General features: G+C 66.1%; 19 protein-coding genes. 8 read left to right on the forward strand and 11 right to left on the reverse strand.

The window, feature by feature from the left end:
* Positions 1 to 187: 187 nt before the first annotated feature.
* Together rpmF and HV675_RS03625 are read right to left on the reverse strand one after the other, a co-directional pair.
* Positions 188 to 367 (reverse strand): 50S ribosomal protein L32, encoded by a 180-nt coding sequence (gene rpmF / locus HV675_RS03620; protein ID WP_018421288.1) that lies wholly within the window; start codon positions 365 to 367, stop codon positions 188 to 190.
* A gap of 114 nt (positions 368 to 481) precedes the next feature.
* Positions 482 to 1,162 (reverse strand): DUF177 domain-containing protein, encoded by a 681-nt coding sequence (locus HV675_RS03625; RefSeq protein WP_175109382.1) that lies wholly within the window; start codon positions 1,160 to 1,162, stop codon positions 482 to 484.
* A gap of 454 nt (positions 1,163 to 1,616) precedes the next feature.
* Here HV675_RS03625 and HV675_RS03630 point away from each other — a divergent pair, with 454 nt between their 5' ends.
* Complete coding sequence (locus tag HV675_RS03630; protein WP_175109383.1) at positions 1,617 to 2,234, forward strand: Maf-like protein; 618 nt, start codon at positions 1,617 to 1,619, stop codon at positions 2,232 to 2,234.
* Positions 2,231 to 2,950, forward strand: coding sequence for an SAM-dependent methyltransferase (locus tag HV675_RS03635; RefSeq protein WP_175109384.1), 720 nt, complete (start codon positions 2,231 to 2,233; stop codon positions 2,948 to 2,950). The genes HV675_RS03630 and HV675_RS03635 overlap by 4 nt, the downstream gene beginning before the upstream one ends.
* 61 nt (positions 2,951 to 3,011) lie before the next feature.
* On the opposite strand, the gene HV675_RS03640 is transcribed toward HV675_RS03635, so the two are convergent.
* The 4 genes from HV675_RS03640 to HV675_RS03655 are packed head-to-tail and all read right to left on the reverse strand — an operon-like array spanning position 3,012 to position 6,178.
* Positions 3,012 to 4,019, reverse strand: coding sequence for a S49 family peptidase (locus tag HV675_RS03640; RefSeq protein ID WP_175109385.1), 1,008 nt, complete (start codon positions 4,017 to 4,019; stop codon positions 3,012 to 3,014).
* Between the two features lie 50 nt (positions 4,020 to 4,069).
* Positions 4,070 to 4,486: a Rieske (2Fe-2S) protein gene (locus HV675_RS03645; protein ID WP_377700519.1), complete on the reverse strand. Its 417-nt coding sequence runs from the start codon at positions 4,484 to 4,486 to the stop codon at positions 4,070 to 4,072.
* The gene (locus HV675_RS03650) at positions 4,483 to 5,142 is read right to left on the reverse strand and encodes an HAD-IA family hydrolase (protein WP_175109386.1); all 660 of its coding nucleotides are present in this window, start codon (positions 5,140 to 5,142) and stop codon (positions 4,483 to 4,485) included. Before HV675_RS03650 ends, HV675_RS03645 begins: the two co-directional genes overlap by 4 nt.
* Positions 5,123 to 6,178, reverse strand: a complete 1,056-nt coding sequence (locus HV675_RS03655; protein ID WP_175109387.1) for an RluA family pseudouridine synthase — start codon at positions 6,176 to 6,178, stop codon at positions 5,123 to 5,125. The genes HV675_RS03650 and HV675_RS03655 overlap by 20 nt, the downstream gene beginning before the upstream one ends.
* A gap of 862 nt (positions 6,179 to 7,040) precedes the next feature.
* Here HV675_RS03655 and HV675_RS03660 point away from each other — a divergent pair.
* The 6 genes from HV675_RS03660 (at position 7,041) to HV675_RS03685 (ending at position 14,930) form a co-directional block, all read left to right on the forward strand.
* Positions 7,041 to 10,451: an Rne/Rng family ribonuclease gene (locus tag HV675_RS03660; RefSeq protein WP_175109388.1), complete on the forward strand. Its 3,411-nt coding sequence runs from the start codon at positions 7,041 to 7,043 to the stop codon at positions 10,449 to 10,451.
* A 396-nt stretch (positions 10,452 to 10,847) separates the two neighbouring features.
* Positions 10,848 to 11,954 carry a GTP 3',8-cyclase MoaA gene (gene moaA, locus HV675_RS03665; protein WP_175109389.1) on the forward strand — a complete coding sequence of 369 codons (1,107 nt, stop codon included), beginning with the start codon at positions 10,848 to 10,850 and terminating at the stop codon, positions 11,952 to 11,954.
* Positions 11,955 to 12,031: 77 nt separating this feature from the next.
* Positions 12,032 to 12,646: a molybdenum cofactor guanylyltransferase MobA gene (gene mobA, locus HV675_RS03670; protein ID WP_175109390.1), complete on the forward strand. Its 615-nt coding sequence runs from the start codon at positions 12,032 to 12,034 to the stop codon at positions 12,644 to 12,646.
* Positions 12,647 to 12,733: 87 nt separating this feature from the next.
* Entirely contained in the window at positions 12,734 to 14,038 is a 1,305-nt protein-coding gene (gene moeA / locus HV675_RS03675; RefSeq protein WP_175109391.1) for a molybdopterin molybdotransferase MoeA, read from the forward strand.
* 95 nt (positions 14,039 to 14,133) lie between these two features.
* On the forward strand, positions 14,134 to 14,409 hold the full coding sequence (locus tag HV675_RS03680) for a hypothetical protein (protein WP_175109392.1): 276 nt from the start codon (positions 14,134 to 14,136) through the stop codon (positions 14,407 to 14,409).
* Positions 14,410 to 14,477: 68 nt separating this feature from the next.
* Positions 14,478 to 14,930, forward strand: coding sequence for a GNAT family N-acetyltransferase (locus HV675_RS03685; protein WP_175109432.1), 453 nt, complete (start codon positions 14,478 to 14,480; stop codon positions 14,928 to 14,930).
* 171 nt (positions 14,931 to 15,101) lie between these two features.
* On the opposite strand, the gene HV675_RS03690 is transcribed toward HV675_RS03685, so the two are convergent.
* The 5 genes from HV675_RS03690 to pncB form a co-directional block, all read right to left on the reverse strand.
* Positions 15,102 to 16,580, reverse strand: coding sequence for a DNA recombination protein RmuC (locus HV675_RS03690; protein ID WP_175109393.1), 1,479 nt, complete (start codon positions 16,578 to 16,580; stop codon positions 15,102 to 15,104).
* Complete coding sequence (locus HV675_RS03695; protein ID WP_175109394.1) at positions 16,577 to 17,566, reverse strand: 2-hydroxyacid dehydrogenase; 990 nt, start codon at positions 17,564 to 17,566, stop codon at positions 16,577 to 16,579. Before HV675_RS03695 ends, HV675_RS03690 begins: the two co-directional genes overlap by 4 nt.
* A gap of 55 nt (positions 17,567 to 17,621) precedes the next feature.
* Positions 17,622 to 19,004 carry a sodium:proton antiporter gene (locus HV675_RS03700; RefSeq protein WP_246270088.1) on the reverse strand — a complete coding sequence of 461 codons (1,383 nt, stop codon included), beginning with the start codon at positions 19,002 to 19,004 and terminating at the stop codon, positions 17,622 to 17,624.
* A gap of 208 nt (positions 19,005 to 19,212) precedes the next feature.
* Complete coding sequence (locus HV675_RS03705; RefSeq protein ID WP_175109396.1) at positions 19,213 to 19,875, reverse strand: LutC/YkgG family protein; 663 nt, start codon at positions 19,873 to 19,875, stop codon at positions 19,213 to 19,215.
* A gap of 270 nt (positions 19,876 to 20,145) precedes the next feature.
* Entirely contained in the window at positions 20,146 to 21,351 is a 1,206-nt protein-coding gene (gene pncB / locus HV675_RS03710) for a nicotinate phosphoribosyltransferase (RefSeq protein WP_175109397.1), read from the reverse strand.
* Between the last annotated feature and the right edge of the window lie 104 nt (positions 21,352 to 21,455).

Genomic DNA, 21,455 nt, shown 5'->3' on the forward strand with positions numbered 1-21,455 from the left:
GTGAATGCCGCCTTTTCGATGTGCCGGGAAAATGCCAGGCGTGTGTCTGTCAAGCCGATGGTGCTGAACCGCCCCACCACCGCTGAACCTGCGGCCGCCAACACAACCGGGGCAGCCGGGGAACCAACAGCGACGAACCGATCGCCGCGCGCAACGCCTGTAAGTGGGCGCAACACGCTTCAAGCGATTAGTCGTTTTTCGTCTTGACGACTTTCTTGCCGCGGTAGTAACCGTTCGGGCTGATGTGGTGACGCAGATGCACTTCACCCGTGCTCGGCTCGACTGCGAGCGGTGCGGTGGTGAGGAAATCGTGCGAACGGTGCATGCCACGCTTCGACGGCGACTTCTTGTTTTGTTGAACTGCCATGATAACTCCTGAAAATTTTCCGAATTCTAACACAGCGCGACGCCGCGACTGCCACCGGCTGGCCCGCTGTTGGACCTGCTTCGGGACCTGCCTCGCGCTACCCCTGCAACCTGTTCAATGCTTGCCGCCGGAACCGCCCGACTCGTCATCGGCGCCGCCCGATTTCAGGCCTTGCAGCACCGCGAACGGATTCGGCCGTTCAGACGCGGCGCCGCCCTGTTCATCCGCTTCTTCGTGCTCCGCGCCGCCGTCCGCCCCTTCCGAACCGCTTGCACCCGATACCAGAGACTCGTGCACTTGCGGGCAGACGTCGTGCTTCGGCACGAGCGGCAACGACAACAGCAATTCTTCTTCGATGAGTCCGATGAGATCGAACTGGCGCGAGCCCACGATCACTTCGACTTCGTCTTCTTCAAGCGGAAACTCATCAGCCTGCGCTTCAGTCTCGACGACGCGGTAAATCGCGTCGACGTTGAATGCCTGCTCGTAAGGCGCAAGGCACCGCTGACACTCCAGCCACGCGGCGCCGTGGACCGCGAGCCGCAGATACGGTTGCGGGCCCTCGGTGCCGTTGTCCTGCAATTCCGGCTGCGTCGACCCTTCGGCTTGCCAGGTGAACGCAGTATCGCGTTCGTCTGCTGGCGCTTCCGCCGGGACTTCGTTTAACATGCGCGGCAGTTGCGACACGCGCACGACGCCGGCAGCCTGCCGTCCACTGCGCGCAAACTCGAAGAGATCGAGTTGCCGCGGGTCGACGGCGGCGGACTTGCCCGAATGCTGAGTCGAATGCGTCATGTGCGTCCCCTGCTTTGCGCTGCTTTGCGCATTTGTCACCGGTTGCCACCGGTTATCGCCGGTTGTGCAGATTGCGCCGCTTGTGCTGCTGCTCGTGCCGCTTTGCGCTATTTGCGCTATTTGCGCCGACCGTTCGTTTGCCGTTTGTTCGCCGTTTGTCCGCTGTTAGCCATTCAGCAACGCCCGTGCTTTCCGTGCTTCACTGGCCTGCGCACGGCTTCGTCGGCCTTGGGTTAGCCTACCCGCCGCTGCACAGTAACCCGCTGCACAATCCGCTACACAACACCGCTGCACAACAACTCCTGCTGACCCACCGCGCCAATCGCGCACCGCTTCCGCAGGAGGAGCCGCTAGAAAAGCCCAAAACTATATCCGTTTTGTCTTTTCGAGTCAAACACTTAAGTCCGCACAGGCAAAGCCGTCGACGGACCCGTTTCCAGAACCCGATTTCAGCATGCCCGAACCCGTCAAACCCCCGCCCCGCCTGATTCTCGCGTCGAGCTCGCGCTACCGCCGCGCGCTGCTCGAACGCCTGCGCATTCCCTTCGACGTCGTGGTGCCCGCCATCGACGAAACCCCGCTTGCCGGCGAAAGCCCGCAAGCCACCGCGCTGCGCCTTTCGGAAGCGAAAGCGCGCGCGGTCGCGGCCGGGCTCGTCGCCCGCGACACGGCGCTCGTGATCGGCTCCGACCAGGTCGCGACATTCGACAACCTGCAGATCGGCAAGCCCGGCACGCACGAAAAAGCGCTTGCGCAGTTGCAGGCGATGCGCGGCCGCGAAGTGCTGTTCCACAGCGCGCTATGTCTGTTCGACAGCCGCTCGAACGATGCGAATTGCATCGACGTCATCACCCGCGTGCGCTTCCGGAATCTGCCCGATGCGGCGCTCGACGCGTACCTGCGTGCCGAAACACCCTACGACGTCGCGGGCAGCGCGAAATCCGAAGGGCTCGGCATCACGCTGCTCGAAGCGATCGAGTCGGACGACCCGAGCGCACTGATCGGTCTGCCGTTGATCGCGCTGTCGGGCATGCTGCTCGCAGCCGGCTACCCGCTTTGGGAGGCGCAATGAGCGGCGTGCTGTATCTGATCCCGAACACGCTCGGCGAAGGCGACGCCGACGCGCTCGCCGCGGTGCTGCCCGCGCCGGTGCGTGCGCGCGCCGCCGCGCTCGGCTACTACATCGGCGAAAACGCGAAAACCACACGTGCGTTCCTGAAGAAAGTCGGCACCGAGCGGCCAATCCAGGAAATCGACGTGCGCGAACTGAATGTGAATACGCCGGCCGGAGAAATCGACCGGCTGCTTGCGCCGATTCTTGCCGGCACCGATGCCGGGCTGGTGTCGGAAGCCGGCTGCCCGGCCGTCGCCGATCCGGGCGCGCTGCTCGTGCGCCGCGCACACGAACGCGGCGTCAAGGTCGTGCCGTTCGTCGGTCCGAGCTCGATCCTGCTGGCGCTGATGGCATCGGGATTGAACGGCCAGAGCTTTGCGTTCCACGGCTATTTGCCGGTCGATGCCGGCGAGCGCGCGAAGCGTTTGCGCGAACTCGAGCAGCAGTCGCGCAAGATAAAGCAGACGCAGATATTTATCGAAACGCCGTATCGCAATCGCGCGCTGCTTGACACGCTGCTCGCGTCCTGCGCGCCGTCGACGATCGTGTGTGTCGCCGTCGATCTGACGCTCGCCAGCGAAACGATCGTGAGCCGCGCGGTCAGCGACTGGAAGAAGAAGCCGGCGCCCGATTTGCACAAGCGGCCGGCGATTTTTCTGTTGCTCGGCGTTTAGCGGCAGGCGGCGGCGCACACCGCGCGCCCACCGCCGCACGCGGCGCGTTGCGCGCCGCGCATCACCGCAAATTGAGCTTGCCGCCGAGAATCATCGCGTGGATCGCCGCGCTGCCGACCGCCGCGCCGAACTTGCGCGCGACGCGGTCCGTGATGCTTTCCTTCACCGTGTAGTCGACGATATCCGGCGCCTTGATCACTTCGCGCGCGACATAGTCGGTATCGCCGAAGCCGTCCGCGAGCCCCAGTTCGACGCTCTTCTCGCCGGTCCAGAACAGGCCCGAGAAGATGTCCGGCGTCTCATGCAGCCGTTTGCCGCGGCCGCGCCGCACCGCGTCGATAAACTGCGCGTGAATCTCGTCGAGCATCTGCTGCGCGTGCGCGTCCATCTTCGGCGTCTCCGGCGAGAACGGATCGAAGAAGCCCTTGTTTTCGCCGGACGTATGCAGACGCCGCTGCACACCGAGTTTGTCCATCAGGCCGGTAAACCCGAAGCCGTCCATCAGCACGCCGATCGAGCCGACGATGCTCGCCTTGTCGACGTAGATCTTGTCCGCCGCCGCAGCCGCATAATAGCCGCCCGACGCGCACATGTCGCCGACCACCACATAAAGCGGAATGGACGGGTGCTTGCCGCGCAGCCGGCGAATCTCGTTGTAGATGATGCCCGCCTGCACCGGGCTTCCGCCCGGGCTGTTGCAACGCAAGACCACGCCCGCGGTGCCCGCGTCCTCGAACGCATCGTTCAGCGCGGTGTCGATGTCTTCCGCGTTCGCGTTGGTGTCCGACGAAATCTCGCCATCGAGCGCGACGAGCGCGGTATGACGGCCGGTCGCCGCGACATGGTCACCCGACAGATCGAAGATGCCCCAGCCGATCCCAATGAGGACCGCGAGAAACACGAAGCGAAAGAAGATGCGCCAGCGCCGCGCGGTGCGCTGCTCCGCGATCGCGGCGAGCGCGATGCGCTCGAGCGCGGCGCGTTCCCAGCCGGGCTCGTGGCCGGGCGCGGGCTTGCGCGCGTTGCGTTCGGCTGCATCGTTGGAATCGGGAGTGAGATTGTCAGACATGCGTTGCCGCCAGCATTGATTGGATTGTTCCGGAGCGTGTTCCGGGAAGTTCAAGGCACTTCGGGTTCGGTGCGAACCGGCCGAAGCTCGTCATCCGGCAGCCAGAATACCGCGCGCCCATCGGGCGTTTCGCGCTCTTCGACCCGCACCGGACGCAATCTGCCGCCGCGGCAAGGACCGCCGACGCATTTCCCCGTGTCCGGCGCGTAAATCGCGCCGTGCGTCGCGCACATCAAGTATAAGCCTGACGATTCGAAGAACTGACCTTCGGCCCAGTCGAGCTCCATCGGCACATGTGCACAGCGGTTCAGGTAACCGTATGCGGTGCCATCGTAGCGCACGAAGAATACAACGACGTTACCGCCGCCATCGGTGGCGTCGCGCCGCACGCCGGCGCCGCCGTCGACGAGTTCGTCGGACGCGCAGACGCGCACCGGTTCGGCCGATCCGCCGCGCGCGCTCATCATGCGTGCTCGCGCAACCAGTCGGACAGCGAGCCGACGCTTTCAGCGATGAATTTCGGCCCGAAAGCCGTCAGCGAACCGGCCGGATGCGCGCCGTAAGCCACGCCGACGCTGGCGACCCCCGCGTTGGCCGCCATCTGCAAATCGTGCGTCGTGTCGCCGATCATCACCGTGCGCGCCGGATCCTGGCCGAGTTCGCGCGTGAGCTCGTGCAGCATCGCCGGGTGCGGCTTCGAAAAGGTTTCGTCCGCGCAGCGGGTGCCGTCGAACAGGCTCGTCAGGTGCGCCTGGTCGAGCGCGCGGTTCAGGCCGACGCGGCTCTTGCCGGTCGCGATGCCAAGCAGATAACCGGTGTCGCGCAGCTCGGCGAGCATCTCGCGGGCGCCCGCGAACAGCTCGGTGGTCGGATCCTTCACGAGGAAATGGAAGCGGTAGCGCTCGGCGAGGCGCGGATAGTCGGCCGGATCGAGCGCCGGCGCGGCGATCTGCAACGCGTCGCGCAGGCCGAGGCCGATCACGTAACTGGCGGCCTCCGTCGCCGGCACCGGCAGCCCGAGATCGCGGCATGCCGCCTGAATGCTGCGCGCAATATGCGCGGTCGAATCCATCAGCGTGCCGTCCCAGTCGAAGACGATCAGGTCAAATTGCTGTCGAGCCATGCGTTTGCGTGTCGTTATAGGAGGAAGTCTGGGAGGCGGTCTGCCCGTTCAGCTCGGCCAGCTGCGCGACGAAGCGCCGGCATTCCGCCGGCAGCGGCGCGTCGAACTGCAGCGTCTCGCGGGTCGCCGGGTGCGTGAGTTTAAGCCGGTACGCATGCAGGAACATACGCTTTAAACCCGGCACCGCGTTCGCGCGCGCCAGCGCCTTGTTCAGCGCGAAGTCGCCGTACTTCGCATCGCCGACGATCGGCAAACCGAGATGCGCGAGGTGAACCCGTATCTGATGGGTCCGACCCGTTTTCAGTTCCGCCTCGACGAGCGCATAGCCCGGCCAGCGGTCCACCAGATTGAAAATGGTGTGCGACGCGAGGCCGTCCGCCTGGACCCGCACGCGCCGCTCGCCGTCCGGCAGCAGGTATTTGTGCAGCGGCTCCTTCACGGCGCGGCGGCGGCCCCAGTCGCTCGCCCACTCGCCGTGCGCGCACGCGTAGTAACGCTTGTCGATGCGGTTCTCGCGGATCTGCTCGTGCAGATCGACGAGCGCCGCACGCTTTTTCGCGAGCATCAGCACGCCGGAGGTCTCGCGGTCGAGCCGATGCACCAGTTCGAGGAATTTCGCGTGCGGACGCGCGGCGCGCATCTGCTCGATCACGCCGAACGCGACGCCGCTGCCGCCATGCACGGCGACGCCCGCCGGCTTGTCGATCACGAGCAGATGCTCGTCTTCGTAGAGAATGGTGAAATGGGCGGACGGCACCGGCGGCGGCGTGCCGGACGCGGCGCCGGTCGCGATGCGAATGGGCGGCACCCGAACCAGGTCGCCATGCGCAAGCCTGTACTGCGCATCGACGCGACCCTTGTTCACCCGCACCTCGCCGCTGCGCAGAATTCGATAAATATGGCTTTTTGGCACGCCTTTACAGACGCGCAACAAAAAATTATCGATCCGCTGACCCGCCGCGCTGTCGTCGATTTCGATCATCGACACCTGATCACTTGCGACCGGTTTCTGCGAAATTTTGCCTAACTCTTTCATTCTGAATATAATTTGCCCAGCAGTCTGAGGCGGGCGGCGGTTTCGGCCGGCGCGATAACCCGGCGTATGAGCCGAACCGCGAATGGATTGCGAGAGGCGCAGGTGCTAAACCGACATTTTACTTGCGCCCGGGGCCGGTTGCTCACCCTGAAAATGAGATGCAACAAGTTGCACGCACGGAAGCCGTATCCGGCAAGGACAGCGCCCAGAGGCGCGTTCGGTCGGCGCGGCTCCGACGGTAACGGAATTTTGGTCAAAAAGAATTTGACCGGCGCGCCCCGGCATCGGGCAGTCGCTGACTGGATCGGTAATCTGTGCCCTGAACGCTCCGCTCGAACCGCCGGTTCGAACCCGCGGTTCTGGCCCCGGTTCCGATCGCAACAGCGGCTCGATGCGAAGCGCGCCGGTAGCGAAAATTACGGCGAGCGCCGATGGGTCCTGCGAAGAAATGCGGGACTTGGCGACGTCAAAAAATCAGGCGAGACAGAGTTTTCGAGCGGGACATCGCGTTGCCAGCGAAACCCGTGCTGCGTCAGACCGCAGCCTTCGCCCGTCCGGTCACGCGCCCCGTTGGCGCGCCGGTGGGAATGGATGAAGGCTTAGCAGACGGTCGGGCGGCCTCGTAACACGTCGCGCCGTTTATTTGAAGCCGTGTTCGCATGTGCCCTGCGGCAGTCGTCCTTTTCTTGCGGACGGCGCCCTCTTAAGGCAATTCTCCCGCCAGCTTTCCCGCTCCAGCGTGCTTGTGAAAACACAATAAGGCGCGGCATGCCGCCGCCCACCGTCCGGCGCTGAGGTTGCACCCGCTGCACCTCGCCGTTCGCCGGGCGCGGGCCACGCATGGCCGCTCTGGAGCCGTTCAATGAAACGCATGTTGTTCAATGCGACGCAGCAGGAAGAACTGCGCGTCGCCATCGTCGATGGGCAAAAACTCATCGATATCGATATCGAAACCGCCGGCCGCGAACAGCGCAAAGGCAATATCTACAAGGGCATCGTCACACGCATCGAGCCGTCGCTCGAAGCCTGTTTCGTCAACTACGGCGAAGACCGCCACGGCTTCCTGCCGTTCAAGGAAGTCGCCCGCCAGTACTTCCGCGACGGCGTCGACATGCGCTCCGCGCGCATCCAGGACGCGCTGAAGGAAGGCCAGGAACTGATCGTCCAGGTCGAAAAGGAAGAGCGCGGCAACAAAGGCGCGGCGCTCACCACCTTCATCTCGCTCGCCGGCCGGTACCTCGTGCTGATGCCGAACAACCCGCGCGGCGGCGGTGTGTCGCGCCGCATCGAGGGCGACGACCGCCAGGAACTGCGCGAAACGATGGCGCAACTGCAATTGCCCGAGGGCATGAGCATCATCGCGCGCACGGCCGGCATCGGCCGCAGCGCCGAAGAACTGCAGTGGGACCTGAACTACCTGATGCAGCTGTGGCGCGCGATCGAGGCCGCGTCGCAAAGCGGCCAGTCCGGCCAGCCGATGCTGATCTATCTCGAATCGAGCCTCGTGATCCGCGCGATCCGCGATTACTTCCAGCCCGATATCGGCGAAATCCTGATCGACACGACCGAAATCCATGACCAGGCGCGCGCCTTCATGGATATCGTGATGCCGGACAACGTCAGCAAGGTGAAGCGTTACCACGACGACGTGCCGCTCTTCTCGCGCTTCCAGATCGAGCATCAGATCGAAACCGCGTACTCGCGCACGGTGCCGCTGCCGTCGGGCGGCGCGATCGTGATCGACCACACCGAGGCGCTCGTCGCGATCGACGTGAACTCGGCGCGCGCCACCAAGGGCGCCGACATCGAGGAAACCGCCGCGCGCACGAACCTCGAAGCCGCCGACGAAGTCGCGCGCCAGTTGCGTCTGCGCGACCTCGGCGGCCTGATCGTGATCGACTTCATCGACATGGAGTCGGCCAAGAGCCAGCGCGAGGTCGAGCAGCGCCTGAAAGACGCGCTGAAACACGACCGCGCGCGCGTGCAGATGGGCAAGATCTCGCGCTTCGGCCTGATGGAACTGTCGCGCCAGCGGCTGCGCCCGGCGCTCTCCGAAGGCAGCCACGTAACCTGCCCGCGCTGCAACGGCACGGGTCACATTCGCGATACCGAATCGTCCGCGCTGCAGGTGCTGCGGATCATTCAGGAAGAAGCGATGAAGGAAAACACCGCGGCGATCCACTGCCAGGTGCCGGTCGAAGTCACCGCCTTCCTGCTCAACGAAAAGCGCTCGGAAATCAACAAGATCGAGTCGCGCTTCAAGGTCAACGTCGTGCTGGTGCCGAACAAGCACCTCGATACGCCGCACTACAAGCTCGAGCGTCTGCGTCACGACGATGTGCGCCTCGACGAGCCGCGCGCGTCGTGGAAGATGGCCGAGGAAGCGGCCCGCGAGCTGGAATCGGAAACCGGCTACAGCAAGCGCACCGAAGAAGTGAAGCCGAAGCAGGAAGCGGCGGTCAAGGGCATCACGCCCGAGAAGCCGGCGCCGAGCGCGCCGGTCCGTCCGGCCGCGGCCACCCCCGCGCCGGTCGCCGTCACGCCGGCTGCGGGCGGCTTTATCGGCTGGCTGAAAGGTCTGTTCGGCATGCAGCCGGCCGCGCCGGCCGCCGCGCCCGCACCGGTCGAAAAGCCCGCCCGCCCGACGCGCGAGCGCGCTGAGCGCAGTGGCGAACGCAACGGCGAGCGCGGCAACGATCGCAACCGCAACCGCCGTGGCGGCGCGGCACGCGACACCGTCTCGCGCGGCGAAGGCGCGGCAGCTGGCAGCCGTCAGGGGCAGCAGCAGCCGCGACGCGAAGAGCGTGAAGGACGCGAAACCCGTGATACGCGTGATGCACGTGGCAGCCGGGAAGGACGGGAAAACCGCGACAATCGGGACAATCGCGAAGGTCGCGAGGGACGTGAGCCCCGCGAAGGCCGCGAGCGCGAGAATCGCGACGGCCGTGAAAGCCGCGACAACCGTGAAACCCGTGACAATCGCGATGGCCGCGAGAACCGGATCGAGCGCGCGGAACGCGGTCAGGACCGCGCGGTGGAGCGTGCCGATAGCGCGGAAGCCGGCGCACGCGCCGAGCGGCCGGAGCGCGGCGAGCGTCAGGAGCGTCGTGAACAGCGCCCGGATCGCGTCGAACGCGGCGAACGCCGCCGTCAACAGCAGGAAAACGCGGACGTGACCGACGCGCAAGCCGCCGACGTCGCCGCACAGGCACAAGCGAACCTGACGGGCGGCGCCACGCCGGTCGAGCAGGAAGCGGCACGTGACGGCGAGGAACGCCGCCGGCGCCGCCGCGGCCGCCGCGGTGGCCGTCGTGAGCGCGAAGAGGAAGGCGTGAACGTGAACACGGCAGCTGATGTCGCCGAAGCGGAAGGCGATGTGGCGAGCGTGCCGGCGGAAGCGCCGGTGCGTGCGCCGGAACATGCCGGCCGTCACGAAGCGCAACAGACCTTCGAGGCGTCGGTTGCACCGGTCGAAGTGGTCGTGGCAGCGGTTGCGACCGAGTCGCACGTCGTCACGGAACTGCACGCGGCGTCTGAAACGCCGACGCTCGCTGCCGAAAAGGCCGCGACGACTGAAGCGGTGGTGCCGGTCGAGCAGGCGTATTCGCAACCGTCCGTCGAAGAGGCGCCTGTTGCAGCGGCCCCCGCTGCGCAAACGCCTAACGTTGACGCGGACGCATTCGCTACGCCGGCGGCCGCGCCGCAAAGCGCCGACGCGGCAGTACCGGCCGTTCAGGCCGCGGTCGAACAGTCGGGTGTAGCCGAGCAGCCCGCATGGCAAGCCGCTCCGCAATCCGGCTCACAGCCCGCATGGCAACCCGCCGCAGCAGCGCCGGCCGCCGCCGAGCCTGCCGCACCGGCTGCCGAGCCTGCGCCGCAAGTCGAAGCACCGCGCACAGCGGCCCCCGAAGCCGCCGAATCGGCAAAACCGGCCGAGCCGACGCCTTACTCCGCCGCAGCAGCCGCACCCGAGCCCGTAGCCGCGCCTGCCGCAGCGCCGGCCCCGCTCGCGCAACCGTCCGTCGCGGCGCCGCAGCCGGCCCGCACGAACGGCACGCAGGGCGCAGCCCCGCTGTCGCCACAAGCGCTGCAACCGATGCTCGAAAGCGCCGGCCTCGTCTGGGTCAATACCGACACCGACAAGCTGCGCGCCGCGCAGGATGCCGCCGCGCAAATCGTGCCGCCGGCGCGTACACCGCGTGAGCGCAAGTCGCTGCCGCCGGTCGACCCGACGCCGATGCAGCAGGTGGAGACGGTGAAGCACTCGCAGTAACGGCGAAACGCGTCCGGCCGCATACGCGGCCGGCGCGACGCGGCCAGGGGTAGCGAGCGCGCCGCCTGACCGGCGCAGCCGATGCCTGCCGCCCAACCGGGTGCGGTCTATGCCCGCGTCCCGACCTGAGCACGCCGCGCATCTGTTCGCGCCCCATTCACTCGGGGCCTGCCGCGCCGGCATATCGCCGTCCGCGGCAGACAAAGCGGCGGCGTGCAGCCCCGCCGCGCAAGCGAATCATCGCCAATTCGGGTTGCCGGAACCACCAGCCGTTACAAGCCGTCCGCAGGCCCGCCCCCCCCAAGGCGGGCTTTTTCACAACTGACAGGCATTTCCCGGATCGAGCCGAATCAGGCATTCCGCTAGAATGAAGCTCTGGATCTCAATATTCGAACCATGTCCCGACGCATCATTCCCTTGACCGACGTCAGCGCGGTGCCGGTGTTTTCCGGCCCCGCGCATGCGCCCCGTGGCGAGCTGCGCGACACGCTGTCGCGGCCGCTGCGCGACCTGCGCATTTCGGTCACGGACCGCTGCAATTTCCGCTGCGTCTACTGCATGCCGCGTTCGGTATTCGACAAGGACTATCCGTTCCTGCCGCACAGCGCGCTTCTGACATTCGAGGAAATCGAACGCGTGGCGCGGCTGTTCGTCGCACAAGGCGTCGAAAAGATCCGCTTGACCGGCGGCGAACCGCTGCTGCGCAAGAACATCGAGTTCCTGATCGAGCGCCTCGCCAGCCTCACCACGCCGGACGGCCGCCCGCTCGACCTGACGTTGACCACCAACGGCTCGCTGCTCGCGCGCAAGGCGCAAAGCCTGAAAGACGCGGGCTTGAAGCGCGTCACGGTGAGTCTCGACGCACTCGACGACACGCTCTTTCGCACGATGAACGACGCGGACTTCGCGGTCGACGACGTGCTCCACGGCATCGACGTCGCACAATCGATCGGCCTCGCGCCGGTGAAGGTCAATATGGTCGTCAAGCGCGGCACGAACGACAGCGAGATTCTGCCGATGGCGCGGCATTTCAAAGGCAGCGGCGCGGTGCTGCGCTTTATCGAATATATGGACGTCGGCACATCGAACGGCTGGAATATGGCCGAAGTGCTGCCGTCCGCCCAAGTCGTCGCGCGCATCGGCGCGCAGTTCCCGCTCGTGCCGCTCGAACCGCACAGCGCCGCCGAAACCGCGCAACGCTGGGGCTACGCGGACGGCAGCGGCGAGCTCGGTGTGATCTCGAGCGTGACGCGCGCGTTTTGCGGCACCTGCACGCGCGCGCGGCTGTCGACCGAAGGCAAGGTGTATCTTTGCCTGTTCGCGTCGAACGGCCACGACCTGCGCACGCTGTTGCGCAACGGCTCGAGCGACGATGAGATCGCCACCGCGATCGCGCATATCTGGGAAGCACGCGCGGATCGCTATTCGCAACTGCGCGGCAGCGCGCGCACGCAGGCGGAAGCGGCGGAGCGGCGTGTCGAAATGTCGTATATCGGCGGCTAGAGGGACGCGTCCCCGACCGGCCCCGCTATAACACACCACGCGTTTATCCCGCCTGTTCCCACCTCACCCATCACGCCATGCCGATCCCCACCGACTCGATTACCGGCCTGCTGCTCGCCGGCGGCCGCGGCATGCGCATGGGCGGAGTCGACAAGGGGCTGCAGACGTTGCGCGGCGAACCGCTCGCGCTGCATGTACTGAGGCGCCTCGCGCCGCAGACCGGCGCGCTGCTGATCAGCGCGAACCGCAACGCGCAACGCTACGCGGCGCTCGGCGCGCCCTTCAACGCGAAGGTGATCGCCGATACGCTGCCCGACTTTCCGGGCCCGCTCGCGGGACTGCTCGCCGGCCTGCGCGCCGCACGCACCGGCCTCGTGTTGAGCGCGCCGTGCGATACGCCCGGGTTGCCCGAGGATCTTGCCGCACGCCTTGCCGACGCACTCGACGCGGCCCGCGCCGATATCGCGACGGTCGCCACAGTGAACGCGCAGCACGAGGTCTCGATGCACCCGGTCTTCGCGCTGATGCGCACGTCGCTGGCCGACGACCTCGCCGCCTTTCTTGGCGCGGGCGAGCGCAAGGTCCGCGCGTGGTACGCGCGCCACACGACAGTCGAAGTCACTTTTGCCGATGAACGCGCGTTCTACAATGTCAACTCTTTGCAGGAACTGGCCGACTTCGAACGAAAGTAACGGCGGCGTGCTCCCGCTTTCTGCTGTCTTTGCCGTGCTCGTCCGGCGACCGCCGAACCGGCATCCGGTCGCGACGTCTCCCCATTCATGACCACGTCCAACGAACTTTCACGCTGCGTAGCGCAGTTCGACCCTCAAGCTTTGCCGGTGACGGCCGCCCAGGCCATCGTGCGTCAATGGGCGACGCCGGTTTCGACCGTCGAGCGAGTGTCGCTCGCGGACGCGCTCGACCGCGTGCTGGCCGAGGACATCGTGTCGCCGATCGACGTGCCGGCCTACGACAACTCGGCGATGGACGGCTATGCATTCGACGGTGCGGCGCTGGCCGCCGCAAACGACGGCTCGGTCACGCTCGCCGTGGCCGGCAAGGCGCTGGCCGGCCATCCGTTCGCGGACCACGTCACGGCGGCGCAATGCGTGCGCGTGATGACCGGCGCGCTGATGCCCGCCGGCTGCGACACGGTGGTGCCGCAGGAGCAGGTGGAAGCGGCAAGCGACGGTCAATCGGTCCGCTTCGCCGCGGCCGCGCTGAAAAGCGGCGCGAACCGGCGCCGCGCGGGCGAGGACCTCGCGCGCGGCGCACCGGCGCTGCGCGCGGGACGCATCGTGCGCGCGTCCGACCTCGGTCTGCTTGCCTCGCTCGGCATCGGTGAAGTCGCGGTGCGCCGGCGGCTGCGCGTTGCGTTCTTTTCGACCGGCGACGAGTTGCGCTCGATCGGCCAGCCGCTCGAACCGGGCTGCGTGTACGACAGCAACCGCTATACGCTGCTCGCGATGCTGCGCCGCCTGAACGTCGATGCGATCGATCTGGGCGTGGTGCGCGATGAACCCGCCGCGCTGGAAAAAGCGCTGCTCGCCGCAGCCGCGAGCGCCGACGTGATCCTGACTTCGGGCGGCGTATCGGTCGGCGAAGCGGACCTGACCAAACAGCTGTCGCGCGCGCTGGGCGACGTCGCGTTCTGGAGTCTCGCGATGCGCCCCGGCCGGCCGATGGCGTTCGGCCGCGTGTGGTCGGGCGGGCGCGCCGGCGCCGGCGACCCGGCGCTCTTCTTCGGCTTGCCGGGCAACCCGGTTGCGGTGATGGTGACGTTCTATCAGATCGTGCGCGACGCGCTGCTGATCATGGCCGGCGCTACACTGCAGCCCGCGCCGGTGCTGCACGCGAGCTCGGCCGTATCGATCCGCAAGCGCCCCGGCCGCACCGAGTTTCAGCGCGGCACCGCGCGCCGCAATGCGGACGGGCGCTGGCAGGTCGCGCCCACGGGCTCGCAAGGCTCGGGCGTGCTCAGCTCGATGAGCGAAGCGAATTGCTTTATCGTGCTGGCGCATGACCAGCCGGACGTCGACGCGGGCGACACTGTCGAGATCATGCTGTTCGACGGTTTAATCTGACGCGCGCGGATTCGCGTAAGAATCCGGCGGAAACTATTGCGCGCATAACAAGGCTCACTACATTGCTCACTACGCGACTCACGGGTACGACCTCAATGAAAAAACAGATCTCGTCCATCGCACCGGGACAAACCGCCAAAGCGCTGATCCTCGTGTACCTGACCTTCAGCGTGCCGATCGTGCTGCTCGGCGTGCTGGTCGCCTTTATCCGCTACGGCTCGGTCGAGCTCAGCACGGTGTTCAGCGCGCTGCTGCTCAACGCGATTCTCGGCTTCATCCTGCTGTGGATCGCGTGTCACGCGTACAACTGGGTCGCGTCGCGTTTCGGCGGCATCGAAATCCAGTTGAGCGACGTGCCGGAGGAAGCGTGACGGCGTCCACCATCCGTGCCGCCGTCCGTGCTGCCACCCCTGCCGACGTCGGCGCGCTGATCGCGCTGATGCGTGAGCTGGCCGAATACGAAAAGCTCACGCATCTGTTCATCGCAACGGACGCAGACCTGCGCGATGCGCTGTTCGGCGCGCGGCCGTCAGCGGAAGCGCTGGTCGCGGAGAAGGATGGGCACATCGTCGGGTACGCGCTCTTCTTCCACAATTACTCGACCTTCCTCGGCCGGCGCGGGCTCTATCTCGAAGACCTGTACGTGCAGCCGTCGCAACGCGGCAGCGGACTCGGCTCGGCGATGCTGCGGCAGCTCGCGGCGCTCGCGCTCGAGCGTCAATGCGGGCGCTTCGAATGGTCGGTGCTCGACTGGAATCAGACCGCGATCGACTTCTACGAAAAAATGGGCGCGAGCGTGCTGCCGGACTGGCGCATCGTGCGCATCACCGGCGCGGCGCTCGAGCGGCTCGCGGTGAGCGGCGGCAACGGCAACGGCGATAGCAAGCAGTAGCGCGAAATAAGCGCGTTGCGCTGCGCCTGCGTCACCGCGGCGCCCGGCAGCCGATGCGAGTGTGCACGGCGGCAGCAGAGGTTGATCGCGCGCGGCAAAGCGCCGGCCCGAAGAAAGCTCGAAGCCGGCGCAATGAGCCGGGGAAGCCGGGGGAGCCAGAAAGTCAAAAGCTCAAGGCTCGTCCGCATCCGACCCGGACAACCCATCGCCTAGCAGCTCGCGCGCTTCTTCGCCAGGCAACGCCTCGACGTCGCGCAACTTGCGGTTCATCGCGCGCGTGCGCACCTCCGCTTTCTCGATAGAACGCGTGACCGTTTCCAGTTGCGCCTTCGTCCTCGCGAGCACGTCGCCGAACTGGCCGAATTCGGTCTTTACCGCGCCGAGCACCTGCCACACTTCGCTCGAACGCTTTTCGATCGCCAGCGTGCGGAACCCCATCTGCAGGCTGTTCAGCAATGCGGTCAGCGTCGTCGGGCCAGCGATCGTCACGCGATAGTCGCGCTGCAGCAGGTCGGTCAGACCCGGCCGGCGCAGCACCTCTGCGTAAAGGCCTTCGGTCGGCAGGAACAGCAGCGCGAAATCGGTCGTGTGCGGCGGCGCGACGTACTTCTCCGCAATCGTGCGCGCCTCGCCGCGAATGCGCGCTTCGAGCGCGCGCGACGCTTCTTCGACCGCCACCGGGTCCACGCGCTCCTGCGCCTCGATCAACCGCTCGTAGTCCTCGCGCGGGAATTTCGCGTCGATCGGCAGCCACACCGGTTCCGCGGGACCGTCGACCGACGGCTTGCCAGGCAGCCGGATCGCAAACTCGACGCGCTCGCCGCTGCCCGGCTTCGTCGCGACATTCTTTGCATACTGATCGGCGGTCAGCATCTGCTCGAGCAACGCTTCGAGTTGCACTTCGCCCCACGTGCCGCGCGTTTTCACATTGGTCAGCACCTTCTTCAGGTCGCCGACGCCGGCCGCAAGCGTCTGCATTTCGCCGAGGCCGCGATGCACCTGTTCGAGACGCTCGGACACGAGCTTGAACGATTCGCCCAACCGCTGCTCGAGCGTCGCATGCAGTTTTTCGTCGACGGTGCGGCGCATCTCTTCGAGCTTCGTCGCGTTGTTCGCTTCGATATCTTTCAGACGCTGCTCGATCGTCGCACGCACTTCGGCGAAGCGCCGGTCGTTGGCCTCGGTCATTTGCACGAGCTGCTGCGTGAGCGTGTCGCCGAAGCGCTTCAACGTCGTGCCCTGCTCGTCGCGCGCCTGTTGCGCCTGCAATTGCAGGCTGTGGCGCACCGCGTCGAGCTGCTGCGCGTTGGTCTCCGTGAGCTTCACGAGCTGCTGCGCAAAGCCGTCGATCTTGCCGCCCTGCACGCTCGTCATGCTCGTGAATTGCGCGGCGAGTGTCTGCTGAAACTGCGAGAAGCCGCCCGCGAGCTCGGTACGCGACACCCGCGCGGTTTCGGTGATGTCGTTGCGCACTTCACGCTCGAGCCGCTCGAACTCGCGCGTCTGCGCATCCGTGCTCGACGCGAGGCGCGCGCCCAGTTCTTCGAAACGGTCATCGCCGCGCGCCCCGCCGCCGCGCAGCAATACGACGAGCGCAATGACGAGCGCCACCGCCAGAACGACGACCGCCGCCAGCAATGCGGTGATCATGAACGCGCCTTCCCGAGCACGTCCGGATTGACCGGATTCGGCGGACGCCCGGCGCGCGGGCCCTCGCCGAGCCCGGCGATCAGGTTGTCCGCGGCGAGATTGGCCATCGCGCGGCGCGTCGTTTCAGTGGCGCTCGCGATATGCGGCGTCAGCACGACATTGGGCACCGTGAGCAGCGCCGGATTCACGCTCGGCTCGCCTTCATATACATCGAGGCCCGCGGCCGCGATGCGCCCATCGCGCAGCGCGACGGCGAGCGCCGCATCGTCGACGATCCCGCCGCGCGCGATATTGGTCAGCGTTGCGGTCGGCTTCATCAGCGCGAGCTCGGCGGCGCCGATCGTGTGATGACTCGCCGCGCTATACGGCAGCACCAGCACGACGTGGTCGGCACGCTTGAGCAGGTCTTCTTTCGACACGTACTGCGCATTCAATTCCGCCTCGATCTGCGGCGCGACGCGCGAGCGGTTGTGGTAAATCACCCGCATGTCGAAGCCGCGCGCGCGGCGCGCGAGCGCCTGGCCGATGCGGCCCATGCCGATCACGCCGAGCGTGGAGCCGTAGACGTCGGCGCCGAGGAAGCTGTCATAGTTCCACTTCTTCCAGTGGCCGGCACGCAGCCAGTGCTCGGACTCCGCGATGCGGCGCGCGGTGGCCATCATCAGCGCCCAGCCGAAATCCGCGGTGGATTCATTGAGCACATCCGGCGTGTTGGTGCCGAGCACGTACGCCGCATTGAACGCGGCCATGTCGAAGTTGTTGTAGCCGACCGCCATATTCGCCACGACGCGCAGACGCGGCGCGGCCGCGAAGGTCGCGGCGCCGATCGGCTCGCCGGCCGTCAGCGCGCCGTCCTTGTCCGCGAGACGCGCGAGCAGTTCGTCGTTGCCGAGCACGTCGCCGTTGTTCCAGTCGACTTCGAAGTATTGCTTGAGCCGCTCGATCACGTCCGGAAAGATCGGACGTGCGACCAGGATTTTTTGCATTGCCATTCTCCGGGGAACGCGCCGCACCGTCAGCGGGCGGGCGCTGCAAACCACTTCAGAAAAACAACCACGACGTCGCGATAAACACCGGCATCAGCACCGCGCCGGACCACACGAGATACGCGAAGAAGCCGGGCATACGCACACCGCGCGATTCGGCAATGATCTTCACCATGAAATTCGGCGCATTGCCGATATAACTGTTCGCGCCCATGAATACCGCGCCCGCCGAAATCGCCGCAAGCGTCGACGCGCCCGCGGTCATCAGGTGCTGCGCATCGCCGCCCGCCAGGTTGAAAAACACGAGGTAGGTCGGCGCATTGTCGAGAAACGACGACAGCAGGCCGGTCGCCCAGAAGTACATCGCATCGCGCGGCTGGCCGGACGCGTCGTTGACCCAATGCACGACGCCCGCGAACGCGCCCGCTTGCCCCGCGCGCAGCATGATGATGACCGGCGCGATCGTCACGAAGATGCCGGCGAACAGCTTCGCGACTTCTTCGATCGGCGCCCAGTTGAACGCATTGCCGCGGCGCGCCGAGCGCGGTGTGAGCGCGAGCGATAGAAGCGCAAGCAGCACGAGCCCGGCGTCGCGCGCCACGTTCTGCAGTTCGATGTGCGCACCCGACAGGTTCCATGCGATACCGGGTTTCCAGAGGCCGCTCATCAGCACCAGCGCGATCACCCCGGCGAGCAGCACGAAATTGATCCGGCCGTCGATCAAGCATAAGCGAGAATCCGGCGTCGGGTCGAGAAACGGCGCGCGCGCTTCGCCACTGCGGCGGAAATAGTACGTATCGAGCGTATAGAACACCGCAAGCAGCACGACGCAGACAAAGAGCATCGGCAGCGCGAGATGCACGGTGGTCCAGAAAAAGCTCACGCCGTTCAGAAAGCCGAGGAAAAGCGGCGGGTCGCCGAGCGGCGTCAGCGCGCCGCCCGCATTCGCGACCAGGAAGATAAAGAACACCACCACATGCGCGGCATGCTGGCGGTTGTCGTTTGCGCGCAGCAACGGGCGGATCAGCAGCATCGCGGCGCCGGTCGTGCCCATCACGCTCGCGAGCAGCGTGCCAAGCGCAAGCAGCGCGGTATTCAGACCCGGCGAACCGCGCAGGTTGCCATTGATGCACACGCCGCCCGCGACCGTATAGAGCGTCGTGATCAACACGATAAACGGCAGATACTCTTCCAGCAGCGCATGCGTCAGCGTGCCGAACGCGGCCGCCGGACCGAACGTCACCGCAAACGGCGCGAGCAGCGCGAGCGCCCAGCCCGCGGCGATCTTGCCCAGATGGTGATGCCAGAGCGCCGGTGCGAGCAGCGGGAAAATCGCGATCGACAGCAGCATGCCCGCAAACGGCACCCCCCACCACGCGGACAACGCCGCGCCATCGACGCTCGCCGCGTACGCGAGCTGCGGCCATGCGCAGAGCATCGCAGCAGGCACGCAGAACGCGGCCGTTACGGCAATGCGCGTGGCGAACGGAGAGGCCATCGACGGAGCAGACAAGGCGGTAGGCACTACGGAACGGGCTTAATGAATGTGATCGGCGGATCGGGCGGAACCGATGAAGCGGACGCGGCGTGTGTGGCGTACGAGTCAGGTAAAAGACGCGAAACGCGGTCGACCCGCGACGCGCCGCTCACGCGCCCCGCACGACGATCGCATGCACGCGATACGGTCCATGCGCGCCGAGCACCAGCGTTTGTTCGATATCGGCGGTACGCGACGGCCCCGACACGAAGTTCGCCGCGCGCGGCAGTTCACCGCGTTCGCGGCGAATCAGATCGAAGGCGTCTTCCTGGCAGCCGACGATGCGCGAGGCCGGCACGATCGCGATATGCGTTTCGGGCAGCAGCCCCGCGGACGAATAGGTTTCCGGACCCGACAGCAGCACCAGCGTGCCGGTCTCCGCAATCGCGCAGAAGCAGCCGGTGAAGCCGACCTTGTCCGTGTCGTGCGGCTTGCGGAATTCGACCGCGACACCGGCATCGGCCCATGGCAGATCCTGCAGCGTCTGCCATGCAATGGCCTGCACGGGCAGGCTCTGCCCGGCCAGATAGCGATGCGCGGCGGCCGGAACATCGGCCAGCGCGTCGACCGTATCGACGGTGCTGGCCATGGCCTGCGCGCGCTCGACAAAGCACGCGACCAGATCGTCCGGCAGCGGCGGGCGCGGGCCGCGCGGATGACTGGCCATATAGGCCTGCACCGCCTCACGCTCACCGGCGGCCGGTTCGGGCTCGCGACCCTGCGCCGCGCGAATGCGCGCGAGGATATTGCGGCGGGCGGTGGATGTATCCATGAGCGAAGTCCCCGTATCGTGGCTGATGCGATGAAGCGACATCTGATATCTGGCGGATTATACCGGCCGGCCCGGGCGCAAAACATTCGGCCATTCGGCCAATGTTCACGCGCAGGCCGCCCGGGTATGCTCATCGGGCGGTGTGACTGCGCGAGCGCATCGAGCAAACTCGCGGGGTCGGGCACATCATGCACGCGGCGCCTGTCGCGCACAGCGGCGCGCGCCTCGAACACCTGCGGCGCGCCGCATTGCCGCCCGCTCACTTCCCGCTCACTTCCCGCTGCCGGCCTCTTCGTCGGCTGGTTGCGGGATGCCGAACACCTGGCGCAGGTACGCGAGGTATGCCTTGTCGTCGCACATGTTCTTGCCCGGCGAATCGGATACCTTCGCAACCGGCTGGCCGTTGCAGCTGACCATCTTGATCACGATTTGCAGCGGCTGGTAGCCGAGATCGTTGGTCAGGTTCGTGCCGACGCCGAAGGCGAGCCTGCAGCGCCCGCGAAAGCGCTCGTACAGTTGCATCACCTTCGGAATGTCGAGCGCATCGGAGAACACCAGCACCTTCGTGCGCGGGTCGCAGCGGTTCGCCTCGTAGTGCCTGATGAGCCGCTCGCCCCAGTCGAACGGGTCGCCGGAATCGTGGCGCGCGCCGTCGAAGAGCTTGCAGAAGTACATGTCGAAGTCGCGCAGGAACGCCTGCATGCCGTACACGTCGGAGAGCGCGATGCCGAGGTCGCCGCGATACTCCTTCGCCCACATCTCGAAGCCGTAGATCTGCGAATCGCGCAGACGCGGCCCGAGCGCCTGGCACGCCTGCAGGTATTCGTGCGCCATCGTGCCGAGCGGCGTGAGGCCGTGCTTCATCGCATAACACACGTTGCTGGTGCCGGCGAACTGCTCGCCCAGCCCGTCTTTCAGCGTCAGCAGAATCTCTTCGTGCCACTGTTTCGAAAAGCGGCGGCGCGTGCCGTAGTCGGCGATCTTGCAATCGGCGAACGCGGGCCGCGCGCCAAGCAACGCGATCTTCTCCTTGAGCCGTTCGCGGCCTTCGAGGTAGTCCGGCTGCTGCTGCGTGTTGCGGAAATAGACTTCATTGACGATCGCGAGTACCGGCACCTCGAACAGAATCGTATGCAGCCAGGGCCCGTCGATCTCGATATCGATCTCGCCGTTGCCCTTTGCCGACGGCGTGATCGAAATATATTTCTCGTTCAGATGAAAGAGCGCGAGGAAGTCGATGAAGTCGCCCTTGATAAAGCGCATCCGGCGCAGGTAGTCGAGTTCGTCGTCGGTGAAGCGCAATTCGCAGAGCTTGCGCACTTCGTCGCGAATTTCGTCGATATACGGCACGAGGTCGACGTTCGGCGTGCGGCAGCGGAACCGGTACGCGACGCTCGCCGCCGGAAAGTGATGCAGCACGACCTGCATCATCGTGAATTTGTACAGATCGGTATCGAGCAGCGAAGTGATGATCATGGTGTGCCAGGCAGGACCGCGGACAAACGACGACGGCGAGAGTCAGTGTATTCGAATGTGAACCCGCATCCCACGGCGCGAGCAAGCGGATGTTACCCGAATGC

Source organism: Paraburkholderia solisilvae, from assembly GCF_902859875.1.
Lineage (GTDB): Bacteria > Pseudomonadota > Gammaproteobacteria > Burkholderiales > Burkholderiaceae > Paraburkholderia > Paraburkholderia solisilvae.